The 14,563-nt window shown below is 71.9% G+C and carries 9 protein-coding genes and 1 pseudogene; 4 read left to right on the top strand and 6 right to left on the bottom strand.

Annotation, left to right across the window (positions count from 1 at the left end; all coding sequences use genetic code 11):
* Positions 1-484, bottom strand: a pseudogene (locus tag ABZS51_RS34235) (hypothetical protein); the annotation flags it as partial.
* A gap of 710 nt (positions 485-1,194) precedes the next feature.
* Here ABZS51_RS34235 and leuS point away from each other — a divergent pair.
* Complete coding sequence (gene leuS / locus ABZS51_RS34240; protein WP_355449942.1) at positions 1,195-3,681, top strand: leucine--tRNA ligase; 2,487 nt, start codon at positions 1,195-1,197, stop codon at positions 3,679-3,681.
* An 87-nt stretch (positions 3,682-3,768) separates the two neighbouring features.
* On the opposite strand, the gene ABZS51_RS34245 is transcribed toward leuS, so the two are convergent.
* Positions 3,769-4,734 carry a TIGR03557 family F420-dependent LLM class oxidoreductase gene (locus tag ABZS51_RS34245; RefSeq protein WP_355449945.1) on the bottom strand — a complete coding sequence of 322 codons (966 nt, stop codon included), beginning with the start codon at positions 4,732-4,734 and terminating at the stop codon, positions 3,769-3,771.
* Positions 4,735-4,787: 53 nt separating this feature from the next.
* Positions 4,788-5,207 (bottom strand): hypothetical protein, encoded by a 420-nt coding sequence (locus tag ABZS51_RS34250; RefSeq protein WP_355449948.1) that lies wholly within the window; start codon positions 5,205-5,207, stop codon positions 4,788-4,790.
* A gap of 188 nt (positions 5,208-5,395) precedes the next feature.
* Here ABZS51_RS34250 and ABZS51_RS34255 point away from each other — a divergent pair, with 188 nt between their 5' ends.
* Positions 5,396-8,587 carry a PDZ domain-containing protein gene (locus ABZS51_RS34255; RefSeq protein ID WP_355449951.1) on the top strand — a complete coding sequence of 1,064 codons (3,192 nt, stop codon included), beginning with the start codon at positions 5,396-5,398 and terminating at the stop codon, positions 8,585-8,587.
* 81 nt (positions 8,588-8,668) lie between these two features.
* Here the strand turns inward: ABZS51_RS34255 and ABZS51_RS34260 are convergent, their stop codons facing one another.
* Together ABZS51_RS34260 and ABZS51_RS34265 are read right to left on the bottom strand one after the other, a co-directional pair.
* Positions 8,669-9,775, bottom strand: coding sequence for an aminotransferase class I/II-fold pyridoxal phosphate-dependent enzyme (locus ABZS51_RS34260; protein WP_355449954.1), 1,107 nt, complete (start codon positions 9,773-9,775; stop codon positions 8,669-8,671).
* Positions 9,776-9,859: 84 nt separating this feature from the next.
* A complete protein-coding gene (locus tag ABZS51_RS34265) occupies positions 9,860-10,327 on the bottom strand; it encodes a helix-turn-helix domain-containing protein (protein ID WP_355449957.1) in 468 nt (155 codons plus the stop codon).
* Positions 10,328-10,412: 85 nt separating this feature from the next.
* Here ABZS51_RS34265 and ABZS51_RS34270 point away from each other — a divergent pair, with 85 nt between their 5' ends.
* A complete protein-coding gene (locus ABZS51_RS34270) occupies positions 10,413-11,627 on the top strand; it encodes an MFS transporter (protein ID WP_355449960.1) in 1,215 nt (404 codons plus the stop codon).
* Positions 11,628-12,046: 419 nt separating this feature from the next.
* Here the strand turns inward: ABZS51_RS34270 and lexA are convergent, their stop codons facing one another.
* Positions 12,047-12,754, bottom strand: a complete 708-nt coding sequence (lexA, locus tag ABZS51_RS34275) for a transcriptional repressor LexA (protein WP_310711587.1) — start codon at positions 12,752-12,754, stop codon at positions 12,047-12,049.
* A 1,418-nt stretch (positions 12,755-14,172) separates the two neighbouring features.
* On the opposite strand from lexA, the gene ABZS51_RS34280 reads away from it, so the two are divergent.
* A complete protein-coding gene (locus tag ABZS51_RS34280) occupies positions 14,173-14,448 on the top strand; it encodes a hypothetical protein (RefSeq protein WP_355449963.1) in 276 nt (91 codons plus the stop codon).
* Positions 14,449-14,563: the final 115 nt, after the last annotated feature.

The raw sequence follows: 14,563 nt of genomic DNA on the forward strand, positions 1-14,563 counted from the left end.
CGCCGGGCCGCGCGCGCTCGCGCCCCTGGGATGCGGCCCGCTCGTCCAGCGGCCTGCCGTCGCCGTACGAGCCCTGCGGCACGGGCCGGTCATGAGGCCGGTCATGAGGGCGGTCGTCGGGCCGGCCGCTGTGCGGGCCCTGTGGGACGGCGTGGTCGTTCAGCGGGGTGCCGGTGCCGTACATCATCGTGCGGTCCATGGCGTCGGCGGACGACGGGCGCGCGGGGGCGCCGTCGGCGGGCGGCCACGGGGCCGGGGAGCTGAGGTTGGACCAGGCGTTGGAGGGCGAGGACGGGGTGCTGGAGGGGTCCTGCCAGGCCGGCACGGGATCGCGGTGGACGGGCTCCCGGGAGCCGCCCCGCCCGCCGTCCCTCATGCCGTCATGCCGACCGGCCGGGCCGTCCTGACGCGGCGTCTCCGGCCAGGAGGCGTTCACGGCGTCGGAGGTGTTGGAGGGCCGCGGGGCGCTGGAGGCGACGGTCACGTCGGGCCATGACGTGTGCGACGGAGAGGCGGCCTCCGGCCAGGAGGCGTTCGCCGGGGGGCCGGCGTCGGGCCACGGGTTCGAGGGGGAGGTCGAACCCGGCCAGGACGCGTTCGAGGGGGCGGTCGATTCCGGCCAGGAGGGCTGGGCGGGCCGCTCGGAGGACTGGGCGCGCCGGGCGGACGGGGACTGGCGGGACTCCCCGCGCGAGGATCCCTCCCGGGGCGGCACCTCAGGCCAGGAGGGTGGCCGGTGCTGTGCTCCGGAATGCTCCGTTGCCATTGCTCCCGTACCTCCTGGTGGTGTTCTGTCCGCTTTTGACGTGTCGGACATGATCTCATGGGATTTTCCAGGAGAGTTGGGGGGTTCCGCAGCGAAACGCGCGAAGCCGTGCGGATCCGTGGGGGGATCCTGCATGGGCAGGCCGGCCAGGGATCGGTGAGGCTCGACGGGGTATACCACGGCGTCGAGGGTAATCTAATGGGACATATGAGGTCACAACGGGTGGATCACCATCAGATCTCATAGGCCGGGATTCGGGGGGCGATCCCCCTTGCGCCCGGCGGTCATCGTCGAGTATCGGCAAAGTCCTGATGAGGTGCGCTAGGCTTGACCTATGCGTTCCGCGACCCTGCTTCTTAGCGGGCCGCGACGGCCCTGAGCTCTCGCCGTCGCGGCTGCCCCTCGTCCTGCGCACGGGGGGTTTTCTTATGGGTCCGAGTCGAGGCAGAAGGACATTCGCCGTGAGTGAGTACGATCCGCAGGCGCTGCAGGCCAAGTGGCAGCAGCGGTGGGAGGAGCTGGACCCGTTCCGGGCGGGCGAGGACGCCGCCGACAGCCGGGAGCGGCGCTACATGCTCGACATGTTCCCCTACCCCTCCGGTGACCTGCACATGGGGCATGGCGAGGTGTTCGCCATCGGCGACGTCGTCGCGCGCTACTGGATGCAGCGCGGCTACAACGTCATGCACCCCATCGGCTGGGACTCCTTCGGCCTGCCCGCCGAGAACGCCGCGATCAAGCGCAACGCGCACCCGGCCGAGTGGACCTACGCCAACATCGAGACCCAGGCCACGTCCTTCCGCCGCTACGGGATCTCCTTCGACTGGTCGCGCCGCCTGCACACCAGCGACCCGGAGTACTACCGGTGGAACCAGTGGCTGTTCAACCGGTTCTTCGAGCGGGGCCTGGCCTACCGCAAGGGCGGCCTGGTCAACTGGTGCCCCAACGACCAGACCGTGCTGGCCAACGAGCAGGTCGTGGCCGGCAAGTGCGAGCGGTGCGGCGCCGACGTCATCCGCCGCGAGCTGACGCAGTGGTACTTCAAGATCACTGACTACGCGGAGCGGCTGCTGGACGACATGGCGCAGCTGGAGGGCGGCTGGCCCGACCGCGTGCTGACCATGCAGCGCAACTGGATCGGCCGCTCCGAGGGCGCCGACGTGCTCTTCGAGATCGAGGGCCGCGAGGAGCCCGTCCACGTCTACACCACCCGCCCCGACACGCTGTTCGGTGCGACGTTCTTCGTGGTGGCCGTCGACGCGGCGCTGGCCGACGAGATCGTCACCGACGACCGGCGCGAGGAGTTCGAGGCCTACCGCGCCGAGGTCGCCAAGCTGAGCGACATCGAGCGGCTGTCCACCGACAAGGAGAAGACCGGCGTCTTCCTGGGCCGCCACGCGATCAACCCGGTCAACGGCGAGCGCATCCCGGTCTGGGCGGCCGACTACGTGCTGTCCGACTACGGCCACGGCGCCATCATGGCCGTGCCCGCCCACGACCAGCGCGACCTGGACTTCGCGCTGAAATTCGGGCTGCCGGTCAAGGTCGTCGTCCACACCGGCCTGGCCGACCCCGGCGAGACCGGCGAGGCGACGCCCGGCGAGGGCACCCTGGTCAACTCCGGCCCCCTGGACGGCCTGACCAAGACCGAGGCCATCACCAGGATCATCGAGATCCTGTCGGCCGAGGGCAGGGGCACGGCCTCCGTGAACTTCCGCCTGCGCGACTGGCTGCTGTCGCGTCAGCGGTTCTGGGGCACGCCGATCCCGATCATTCACTGCCCGGACTGCGGCGAGGTCCCCGTCCCCGACGACCAGCTGCCCGTCACGCTGCCCGACCTGCGCGGCGAGGCGCTGGCGCCCAAGGGCGTCTCCCCGCTGGCCAGCGCCACCGACTGGGTCAACGTCGACTGCCCCAAGTGCGGCGGGCGCGCCACGCGCGACACCGACACGATGGACACCTTCGTCGACTCGTCGTGGTACTACCTGCGCTACTGCTCGCCCGGCTACACCGACGGGCCGTTCGACGTCGAGCAGGTCCGCAAGTGGGGGCCGATCGACCAGTACGTCGGCGGCGTGGAGCACGCGGTGCTGCACCTGCTGTACTCCCGGTTCTTCACCAAGGTCCTGCACGACATGGGCATGGTCGACTTCACCGAGCCGTTCCTGCGCCTGCTGAACCAGGGACAGGTGATCAACGGCGGCAAGGCCATGTCCAAGTCCCTGGGCAACGGCGTCGACCTGGGCCAGCAGATCGACGCCTACGGGGTCGACGCGGTCCGCCTGACCATGGTCTTCGCCGGGCCGCCCGAGGACGACATCGACTGGGCCGACGTCTCGCCGGCCGCCTCGCAGAAGTTCCTGGCCCGCGCCTTCCGCGTGATGGACGAGGTGAGCAGCGAGCCGGGCGTCCCCTTCGAGGGCGGCGACCTGGAGCTGCGCAAGTTCACCCACCGCACCGTCGACGAGGTCACCAAGCTGGTCGAGTCCCACCGCTTCAACGTCGCGGTGGCACGGCTGATGGAGCTGACGTCGGCGGCCCGCAAGGCCATCGACTCCGGCCCCGGCGCGGCCGACCCGGCGGTGCGCGAGGCCGCCGAGGTGCTGGCCGTGATGCTGTCGCTGGTGGCCCCCTACACCGCCGAGGAGGGCTGGGAGCGGCTGGGCCACACCGGCTCGACGGTCGCGCTGGCCGGCTGGCCGGTCGCTGAGCCGGCGCTGCTGGTGCAGGACTCCGTGACCTGCGTCGTCCAGGTGGCCGGCAAGGTCCGCGACCGCCTGGAGGTCTCGCCCTCGATCGCCGAGGACGAGCTGCGCGCGCTGGCGCTGGGCTCGGACAAGGTCCGCGCCTACCTGGACGGCCAGCCTCGCAAGGTGATCGTCCGGGCGCCCAAGCTGGTCAACATCGTCCCCTGACCCATGACCCCGGGTGAGCCCCCGCCGGCCGTACGAGCCGGTGGGGGCTCACGCGTGAAGGGACCGCGCGCCCTCGGGCGCGGCCGGTCACAGGGAGCGCAGGGCCGGCAGCAGCTCCTTCTCGGCCCAGCGGAAGAACGGCTCCTGCTGGTCGTGCCCGACCTGCACCAGGGCGACGTGCGTGTAGCCCGCGTCCGTGTACTTCTTGACCGCCTCCACCACCGCCTCCACGTCGCTGCCGCACGGCACGCTGGAGGCCACGTCGTCGGGCGTGACGAACTGGGCGTACGCCTCGAAGTTCACCGGCCCCGGCAGCTCGGCCATGACCTTCCACCCGGCGGCCGACCAGCGCCAGAGCCGGTGGGCGCGCTCCTTGGCCGCCTGGGCGTCGGTGTCGTAGGACAGGGCGAGCTGGCCGTACACCGGCTTGCCCGCCCCTCCGGCCTGGGCGAACTGCCCGACCACCGCCGGCATCGGCTCGTTGATGATCAGCAGGTCCCCGTACTCCGCCGCGATGGCGGCCGAGCGCCCGCCCGAGGCCGCGATGCCGATCGGCACCGGCCGCTCCGGCAGGTCGTACAACTTCGCCGAGTCGACGTCGTAGAACTCGCCCTCGTAGGTGACGTACTCGCCGCCGAACAGCTCGGTGATGATGGTGACGGCCTCGCGGAACATGCGGTGCCGCCGGTCGGCGGACGGCCAGCCCTCGCCGATGACGTGCTCGTTGAGGTTCTCGCCCGAGCCGAGGCCGAGGGTGAAGCGCCCGCCGCTGAGCACGCCCATGGTGGCGGCCTTCTGCGCGACCACGGCCGGGTGGTAACGCATGATCGGGCACGTCACGTACGTCATGAGAGGGAGCCGCTCGGTGGCGTGCGCCACCGCGCCCAGCACCGACCAGGCGTAGGCCGCGTGGCCCTGCTCCTCCACCCACGGGAAGTAGTGATCGGAGATGACGGCGTAGTCGAAGCCGACCTGCTCGGCCCTGGCGGCGTCGTCGACGAGCTGCCGAGCCGGTGTCTGCTCGCACATCAGGGTGTATCCGATTTGTACCATGATGGGCGGGCTACCCCGGGAGGCAGGCGCCTAGCTCACGAGATCGGAGATCCCTACCGGTCCAGCAACTCCTCCGCCATCAGGCTGAGCCCGATGCCGAGCAGCCAGAAGTCCTTGGCCAGCGCGATCCCCTGCTGCGACGGCCGCAGGCTGCCCTCCCGCCGCATGCCCGGCGTCCTGAAATAGAGGCCGACGAGGCCGCCCGCGAACGCGGTCAGCGCTGCCCCCGCCACGAACGAGGGCACCACGGGGACCAGCAGGGCGGCGCCCACCGCGATCTGCGCCTTCGACAGCAGGCCGACGAACCGCGCCGGGTCCTGCTTGCTCAGGAACGGGTACGTGCCGGCCGCCATGCCGTGGACGCCCGCGACCGTGTCCTGGTCGGCGCCGGCCATGTCGATGCCGGAGTTGAGGATGTACGCGCCGGCGGCCAGGCGGGCCGGGAGCTGGTGGGTCCTGGGGAAGAGTCTCATGGTTCCTCGCGGTGGCAATGTGAAGTTTGTGATGTGGTGTGCATTTCCCTCGGGGCTGATGAGCATCCGTCCCGGCCCGCCATCTTGACCCTGACTTGCACCGCTCCCGGCGACGAGTCGTGCGCCAGGCCGGGTCGCGGGCGGGAAATCCTGCTCGGCAGCCGGACCGACGGCATTAGTGTTCACGTGTGACAACTGGCGCATACCTGAGATATCCGCATCTGTGGGGTGACCTGCTCACGTTCGTCGCCGACGACGACGTGTGGCTGGCACCTGTGACGGGCGGCAGGGCGTGGCGGTTCACCGCCGACCGCGCACCCGTATCCTTCCCGAGGTTCTCGCCCGACGGCGCGCGCATCGCGTGGACCAGCCACCGAGAGGGCGCGCCCGAGGTGTTCGCCGCGGAGGTGGACGGCCCGCAGGGCGACCGGCTGACACACTGGGGCAACGCGACGACCGCCACCCGGGGATGGACCGCCGAGGGCGACGTGCTCGCGGTCACCGCCGCGGGCGAGGGCGGCCGCGCGCGGACCTGGGCGTACGCGGTCCCGCTGGACGGCGGACCGGCGACGCGCCTGCCGTACGGATGGGTCAGCGAGGCGGCCGTCATCGGGGCCGGCCCGGAGGCGGGTGACGGCGGTCCGGGGGCCGGCCGCGTGCGGGTGGCGACCGTGTCGTCCCTGTTCCGCGAGCCGTCGCACTGGAAGCGCTACCGGGGCGGCACCGCGGGCAAGATCTGGGTGGACGCCGACGGGAACGGGGAGTTCGCCCGGCTGTTCGCCGACAGCGACGCGCAGTACTGGTCGGTCATGTGGGTGGGCGACCGCCTCGCGTTCCTCGCCGACACCGACGGCACGGGCAACGTCTGCTCCTCCCTGCCCGACGGCTCCGACCTGCGCCGGCACACCTCCCACACCGAGTTCTACGCCCGGCACGCCTCCACCGACGGGCGGCGGGTCGTCTACGCCCACGCGGGCGACCTGTGGCTGCTCGACGGGCTCGACGCGGAGCCGTACAAGCTGGACGTCAGGCTGAGCGGGCCGCGCCCGGCGCGCGCCACCCGGCCGGCGCCCGCCCGCGTCGGCGGCTTCTCGCCCGACGCGACCGGGCGGGCGAGCGCCGTCGAGATCCGCGGCACCGCCCACTGGGTCACCCACCGCGACGGACCGGCCGGCGCGCTCCGGGTACAGCCGGGAGCCCGGGTACGGCTGCCGCGCGTGCTCGGCGCCGACGGCAAGGCGGTCTGGGTCTCGGACGCCACCGGCGAGGACGGCCTCGAAGTCGGCACCCCCGGCGGCGAGATCCGCACGCTCGCCGCGGGCGAGCTCGGCCGGGTGCTCGCCCTGGCCGCCGCCCCCGACGGCAAGCACGTGGCCGTGGCCACCCACGACGGGCGCCTCCTGGTGATCGACGCCGAGACCGGGACGCTGAGGGAGCTCGACCGCACCGAGCACGGCGACATCAGCGGGCTGACGTTCTCGCCCGACTCGGCGTGGCTCGCCTGGGTCCACCCGCACCACGAGCCGCTGTCGCGGATCAGGATGGGCCGCCTCGACGGCACGTCCGCCATCGACGTGACACCCCTGCGCTTCGCCGACTACGACCCGGTCTTCACCAAGGACGGCAAGCACCTGGCGTTCCTGTCGGTGCGCACGTTCGACCCGGTGTACGACGCGCACGTGTTCGACCTGTCGTTCCCCGTGGGCTGCCGGCCGTACATCGTCCCCCTGCGGGCCACCACGCCGTCGCCGTTCGACCCCAGCCTGCAGGGACGCGGGTTCAACGGCGAGGACGACAAGCCCACGCGGGACGACAAGAAGGACGACGCGCCCCCGCGAACCGAGGTGGACCCCGAGGGGCTCGCCTCCCGCGTCGTGCCCGTGCCGGTGCCCGCCGGCCGCTACGGCAACCTGCGCGCCGGCAAGGACGCCCTGCTCTGGCTGCGCCACCCGCTGTCGGGCCAGCTCGGCGACGGCACCGAGCCGGCCGGCGAGATCGTGCTCGAACGCTACGACCTCAAGAAGCGCTCCCGGTCCGAGCTCGGCACCGAGGTACGGGCCTTCGAGGTGAGCGGCGACGGCACCCGGCTCGTCACCAACGGCAAGAACGGCCTGCAGACCCGCTCCGCCGGCGAGGGCGACGAGGTCGTCACCGTCGACCTCGACCGGGTCGCGGTCCAGCTCGACCCGGTCGCCGAGTGGCGGCAGAGCTACCTGGAAGCCGGCCGGCTCATGCGCGACCACTTCTGGCGCGCCGACATGAACGGCGTCGACTGGCCGGCCGTCCTCGACCGCTACCTGCCGCTCGTGGACCGCATCGGCTCCTACTCCGAGCTGATCGACCTGCTGTGGGAGGTGCAGGCCGAGCTGGGCACGTCCCACGCCTACGCCCGCGCCAACGCCGCGCCCGCCGACCCGCGCCGCCGGCAGGGCCTGCTCGGCGCCGACCTGGCCCGCGACGAGGACGGCACCTGGCGGGTCACGCGCATCCTGCCCGGCGAGTCGTCCGACCACGACGCCCGCTCGCCGCTGCTCGCGCCCGGCGTGGCCGTACGGCCCGGCGACGCGATCGTCGCCGTCGGCGGGCGGCCGGTCGACGCCGTGCGGGGCCCGCTCGCGCTGCTGTCCGGCACCGCCGGCCGTCCCGTCGAGCTGACCGTACGACCCGCGTCGGGCGGCGATACGCGCCGTGTCGTCGTCACGCCGCTGGAGGACGAGACCCCGCTGCGCTACCACGAGTGGGTCGAGGGGCGCAGGACGTTCGTCCACGAGGCGTCGGGCGGCCGGCTCGGATACCTGCACGTACCGAACATGGTGGCGTCGGGCTGGGCGCAGTTCCACCGCGACCTGCGCACCGAGATGGCCCGTGAGGGCCTGGTCGTGGACGTCCGGGAGAACGGCGGCGGCCACACCTCGGAGCTGGTGCTGGAGAAGCTGTCCCGCCGGGTCACCGGGTGGTCGCACGCGCGCGGCTACGAGCCGATGCGCTACCCGGAGGACTCGCCGCGCGGCCCGATCGTGACGGTCACGGACGAGTTCGCCGGATCGGACGGCGACATCGTCAGCGCCGGCGTCAAGAACCGCGGCCTCGGCCCGCTCGTCGGCACCCGCACCTGGGGCGGGGTCATCGGCATCGACTCGCGCTACTCGCTGGTGGACGGGACGGTCGTCACGCAGCCCCGGTACTCGTTCTGGCTGGAGGGCCCGGGATGGGGCGTGGAGAACCACGGCGTGGACCCGGACGTGGAGGTGGTGACCACCCCGCAGGACCGGGTGGCGGGACGCGACCCGCAGCTGGAGAAGGCGGTGGAGCTGGCACTGGCGGCCCTGGAGGAACGCCCGGCCGCCACCCCGCCGTCCCTTCCCCCATTGGCGTCATGACCGGGTGACCCGCTGTCTATCCAACCCGGCGCCGCGATTCGCCGTCCCTTCACCCGCGACCCCGGGCGAGCCACGGGAGGGCTAACGCTGGAGGCGGTCCAGGACCTCGCTGAGGATCGGCTCCGTGGTGGCGAAGTTCAGCCGTACGTGGCCTTCGCCGCCCGGGCCGAACCCCGCGCCGTCGCTCAGCAGGACCTTGGCCTCCCGTTCCAGCACCTCGGCCATGCCCGGACGGCCGTAGTCGAGCCAGGCCAGGTACGTCGCCTGGGGCAGGCGGTAGCCCACCCCCTCGGGCAGGCGGGCGGCGATCGTCTTGCGGTTGCGGTCCAGCAGGGCGACGGTCTCCTCCAGCCAGGCGTCGCCGTGCCGCCACGCGGCGATGGTGGCCTCCACGCCGAACACGTGCGACGACCCGTACAGGAACGGCGGCTGCGCGGCGAGCGCCTCACGCACGGCGGGGGAGCCGATGTGGGCGACCGAGCAGCGGATGCCGCCCAGGTTGAACGCCTTGGTCGCGGACGTCAGCGTGACCGTCCGCTCGGGCAGGAGCGTCGCGAATGGGATGTGCTGGTTCGGGGCGTACGTCAGATCTGCGTGGATCTCGTCGGCGATGACCAGCAGGTCGTGCCGTTCGACGTGCTCGGCCAGCTCCTCCAGCTCCCGCCGGGTGAAGACGCGGCCGGTCGGGTTCTGCGGGTTGACCAGCAGCAGCACCCGGCACCCGGACAGGTCGGGCACCTCGAACCGCCATGAGTCACCCTCGTCGGGCACGAGCTGGAGCGGCGTGAGTGGCCGGTCCATGGTCTCCAGCGTGCCCAGGAACGGGTGGTAGGCCGGGGTGTGGAGCGCCACCCCGTCGCCCGGCCGGGTCCACACGTGGAGGATCACCTGGAGGGCCTGGTTGATGTCGGAGAAGGTCCGCACGAACCCCGGGTCGGGGCTCCAGGAGTACCGGGCGGCCATGCGTTCGGCGAACGCCTCCGCCAGGGGTCCGCAGCCGGGATCGTCAAGCCAGATCGGGTAGCCGAGATCGCCCTCGGCGCGCCGCCTCAGGGCTTCGGCCACCGCGGGGGCCGTGGGCAGGTCCATGTCGGCCACCCAGGCGGGAATGACGCCGGGACCAGCTTTGGCCCACTTCAACCCGTCGTGCAGGGCCTTGAGGTCATTGGGGCTCGTTGCATCGGTCACCGGATAATTCTAGATTTCCGGCGCTTTGTCGCCAGATGCGAGGGCCGGCTGCGGACCGGGGAGGCGGATCGGGGGAGCGGCGCCTCAACGGGAGCGCGGCAGGGCGGTCTTCCGCACGTGCGACGCCTCGACGGAGAGCGGCGCGCCGTCCTGGCCGAGCGGGTGGAGCCGGGGAAGCTGCCGCCCTTGGCCGTCGACGAGGATGGAGTGCGGCTCGTCCGGGGCGAAGGCGTGGCGCTCGCCCCATTGGCGGAGAGCGACGACGGCCGTGAAGAGATCCTGCCCGGCTTCGGTGAGCCGGTAGGTGTGTCGTCTGCCGTCGGTGGCGGCGCCCTTGTCCAGGATGCCGTGCTCGACGAGCCTGCGGAGCCGGTCGGTGAGGATGTTGCGGGCGATCCCCAGCCCCTGATGGAACTCGGTGAAGGTCGTCGCCCCGTCCATCGCGTCGCGGATGATCAGCAGGCTCCACCGGTCGCCGATCAGGTCGACGGTCCGCGCGACCGGGCAGGCCGGGTCGGTCCAGGCGCTTCCCGCAGCGAGTGTGACGTTCACTGGGCCCTCCGCAATGAGTTGCAATATGAAACCAGTATGCCCTAGCGTCAGATGAGTTGCATTTCGCAACTTATCGGAGGGTGATATGGCGTCAGGATTGACCGGGAGGCAGCGGGCCGTGCTCGCGCTGGTGTGCGCGGTGGCGGTGTCGACCATCTACGGCATCCAGCCGGTTCTCGAGGCCGCGGGCGAGGACCTCGGGCTGAGGGAAGGGGCGCTGGGGTGGCTGGTCGCCGCCGGCCAGATCGGCTATCTGGCGGGGCTGGTGCTGCTGGTCCCGTTCGGTGACCTGTTCGACCGCCGCAGACTCATCACGGTGCACCTGCTGCTCACAGCGGCAGGCGCGGGGGTGGCCGCCGCCGCGCCCAGCGGCGGCATCGCGATCGCGGGCCTGGCCCTGGCCGGCCTGTTCGCCGTGGTCGTCCAGATCACGGTGGCCTACGTCGCCGCCGTCTCGCCGCCCGGCGAGCGCGGCCGCAACATCGGAGTGGTCACCTCGGGCGTGGTCATCGGGATTCTCGGAGTGCGGGTGGTCGCGGGCACCTTGGGCGAGCTGGCCGACTGGCGCATGGTCTACCTCGTCATCGCCGGGCTTTGCGCGATGCTCGCGCTCGCCGCCCGATTCACCCTCAAGGCCGACATCCGCCGCTCCCGAGCCCGGTACGGGCAGTTGCTGTCATCGGTGGGCCGTCTGGTGGTCGGCGACCGGCTCTTCCTCAGCCGAGGGCTGGTCGCGTTCTTCCTGTTCGCCTCCTTCGGCACGCTGTGGAGCGGACTGGCGCTCCCGCTCGGCGACGCGCCGTGGCACTTCGGCACCACCGAGATCGGACTGTTCGGACTCGCCGGTCTCACCGGGGCGCTGGGCGCGGCCCGGGCCGGCCGATGGGCCGACCGTGGACTGGCGCCCTCGGTCACCTGCTGGTCGCTGGCCCTGCTCACAGCCGCGTGGCTGCTGATCGGTCAAGCGGGGTCATCGCTGTGGCTGTTGATCGTCGGCGTCATCCTTCTGGACTTCGCCGTGCAAGCCGTTCACGTCAGCAGCCAGCACCTGCTCACCGCCGCCCGCCCCGACCAGAGCAGCAGCGTCATCGGCGCCTACATGGCCTTCTACTCCCTCGGCTCCGCGCTCGGCGCGATCACCACCACGTGGGCCTACAGCGCCGCGGGATGGCCGGCCGCCAGCCTGCTCGGCGGAGCTTACGCCGCCCTCGGACTCCTCGTCGCCATCTCGACCCGACGTTTCACCGCCCTGCCGGGGGCGCGGCAACCGGGTGAGTCCGTATCGGCTACGTCCCGCTGACACTCGGTGGCGCGAGCGCACGGCGCTGAGCGAGCACCGTTGACCGGCCTTGCAGCCCCGGCCACTTCCTCAGGGCTTCCAGCATCTCCCGGCCACTACTGCGTTCAGCCGGTGGGTGCGGAGGCCGTCACCTGGTCCGCCGCCCTGGCCGCCGGCTCGACTCGACCGCCGCTACCGGGGCAGGGCTCGAACTCGAACATCGCGATTGGGGCAAGGGCACGAGTGGGCTGCCGTGACCGGGGCAGAGCTCGACTCGAACGCCGTGACCGAGGCAGGGCGCGAGTGGAGTGCCGCGACCGGGGCAGGGCTCGATGCCGGGCTCGACGAGCTCAACGCCGAGGGCGAGGAACGAAGGCTGCCGGTGCTGGTCGCGGCTCCCCGGGGTGCTCCCGGGGAGCCGTCGGCGGTGGTGGGGTGGGTCAGAGGCGGCGGAGGACCGCCACGACCTTGCCCAGGACGCTGGCCTCGTCGCCGGGGATCGGGTCGTAGTTGGGGTTGTGGGGGACCAGCCAGACGTGGCCGTCCTTGCGCTTGAAGGTCTTGACCGTGGCCTCGCCGTCGATCATGGCGGCCACGATGTCGCCGCTCTCGGCGACGGGCTGCTGACGCACGACCACCCAGTCGCCGTCGGCGATGGCGGCTTCGATCATGGAGTCACCGGCGACCTGGAGGAGGAACAGGGTGCCCTCGCCGACGAGTTGCTTGGGCAGCGCGAAGACGTCTTCGACGCTCTCCTCGGCGAGGATCGGCCCACCGGCGGCGATCCGGCCGACCAGCGGCACATAGGCGGCCGTGGGCCTGCTCACCGTGGGCTCCTCGGAGGAGGCGTCGGGGTCGACCCACAGTGCCGGCTCGCCCGGCAGGCGGACTTCGAGGGCGCGCGGCCGGTGCGGGTCACGCCGCAGATAGCCCTTGCGCTGCAACGCCGTCAACTGGTGCGACACGCTCGACGTGCTCGTCAGCTGGACGGCCTCGCCGATCTCACGCATGGACGGCGGATATCCGCGCTGTTGCACCGAATCGCGAATCACTTCGAGAATCTTGCGCTGCCTGGGCGTCAGGCCCAGGGAGTCGCGCCGGCGCACCGCGAGGTCTGTGACCCCGTTTGCGTCATCTCGCTCGCTCATGCTCTCCTCCTCGTCGCCGGGTGGCCTGCCGCTCCGGCCTGCCCTCCCGGTCCGTGGTCTCCATGTCGCACACAGCGACCGTATCGCTGTTGAAGATCATCTTCAAACAATTGTTCGAGTCGTCCTCGAAATTATCAGTGGCGTGGTGTACAACATCGTACGGGAGTTCGATCGACACCGTGTTCGATTTGCTGATCTTTATTGGGTCTTTTTCTCGGACCCGGACGGCGGGGAGGTCAATCGTGCGCGTCACCGCGGTCACGGACATGACCAGCGAAGACGCCGGACGGCAGCGGGTCGCCGAGGGCCGTACAAAGGCGATCAAGAACGACGGTGTTGGGGGCGGGCGGACTGTGGGGGAGGACAAAGCGTTCAGTATTCGCGAACGCCTCGGTTTGCGCGACAATTCACCATCCAGGCGGGGCCGAGGTGGTGGTGGTCAGGTGGCGAGAGTGGCCGGACGCAGAACGACGGCAGGGCAGCTGCAGGACGGCTGCAGGACGGCCGGAGCCGACACGCCACGCTCGTTGGTCATCGTGCGGAGCTCGGCGTCACCCACGGGCAGGGGCCGAGCCGTACCCCAGGGGGAGGCGGTCGCGGTGCGTGGAGATGGGACCGAGCCGTGCTCAAGGGGGAGGGTGTCGCGGTGCGTGGAGATGGGACCGAGCCGTGCTTCAGGGGAAGGCGGTCGCGGGTGTGTGGAGATGGGCGCCGGCCCGTCGTGACGGCGGGTCGCGTGCTGTGAGGCGGATCGGCTGAGCGCTTCGGGCGTTCTGGGCGTACTGGATGGTAGGGCCGGGCGCGGCGACCGAGCCCGCGCGGCCGGGTGGACCGCAGGGGTCACTTCGAGGGGTGGGGTTCAGATGCGGGAGGACGTCTCGCGTAGTGGTGGTGCGTCGCCGGGCGCCGACGCGACGGCGGCCCGCGGGGCCGGTCGCGCCTTCGCCGCGGGAGGAAGACCCCAGCTGTGGCTCGTACCACCCCCCAGAGCAGAGGCCGAGGGCCTCGGCCTCCCGGCTGGGCGACCCGGAAGGAGGGGCGGCGGGCCGGGCGGGGGAGGCACAACCGTCCCGGAAGGCCGGCGGGCACGGGGAGGCGGCTCGTTTCCGGCGAACCGGTCGGCAGGGGCGGGCGGCCGGGGCGGCGGGTCTGTGCCGGTGGCGCGGATCGGCTCTGTCGTTCAGGGTGGCCGCAGTGAGGCGGCCGCAGCGGGCCGGGGGCGAGGATCCGGCCAGAAACGAGGGGCCGGCCAGGCGCGAAGGGGCGATCAGGGGCGAGGGTTCGGGGAGGGCCGAGAGGCGGGGCTCGGCTCCGGGGCTGGTGAGAGGCGACGGGGAGCGCTCGGGCGAAGGGCCGTGCGGAAGGGGTCTGTTCGGATGGGGTCTGTCCGGAGGAGGGGCGCCGTTCGGAAGGGGCCCATGCGGACGGGGCCCGTGCCCGGGAAGCGCGGGCGGCGGGCGGCGCCGGTGCGGCTCACCCGTCGCGGACGGGCCGCGATCATGGTCGCGGTGGCGGCGCTGTTGTCGCTGTGCGGCTTCTGGCTCGGCACCAGAACGGCCGCCCACGCCGCCACGCCCGCCCACGCCGCCACGGCCACCCACGCCGCCACGACAGCGAATGCCGCTACGACAGCGAATGCCGCTACGTCCGTCGCTTCGACGGCCGTGCACGCTTCGACGGCCGTCCAGGCTTGATGGCGGCGTGCTCCTTCCCGCGCAGAGGTGCGTACGGTTGATCGCGCGAAGCTGACTCGCGCAGGCGACCCCTGACCCGGTCACCGTGGAGTCCTTCGCTGCTCTCGCTCGTCGA

Source organism: Nonomuraea sp. NPDC005501 (assembly GCF_040605905.1).
In the GTDB taxonomy this organism is placed as follows: Bacteria; Actinomycetota; Actinomycetes; order Streptosporangiales; family Streptosporangiaceae; genus Nonomuraea.

What these genes read in the sequence shown, in the direction of transcription:
- leuS (WP_355449942.1), top strand. Translation starts at nt 1,195, where the DNA reads ATGGGTCCGAGTCGAGGCAGAAGGACATTCGCCGTGAGTGAGTACGAT.
- ABZS51_RS34245 (WP_355449945.1), bottom strand. Translation starts at nt 4,734, where the DNA reads ATGGTACAAATCGGATACACCCTGATGTGCGAGCAGACACCGGCTCGG.
- ABZS51_RS34250 (WP_355449948.1), bottom strand. Translation starts at nt 5,207, where the DNA reads ATGAGACTCTTCCCCAGGACCCACCAGCTCCCGGCCCGCCTGGCCGCC.
- ABZS51_RS34270 (WP_355449960.1), top strand. Translation starts at nt 10,413, where the DNA reads ATGGCGTCAGGATTGACCGGGAGGCAGCGGGCCGTGCTCGCGCTGGTG.
- lexA (WP_310711587.1), bottom strand. Translation starts at nt 12,754, where the DNA reads ATGAGCGAGCGAGATGACGCAAACGGGGTCACAGACCTCGCGGTGCGC.
- ABZS51_RS34280 (WP_355449963.1), top strand. Translation starts at nt 14,173, where the DNA reads ATGCGGACGGGGCCCGTGCCCGGGAAGCGCGGGCGGCGGGCGGCGCCG.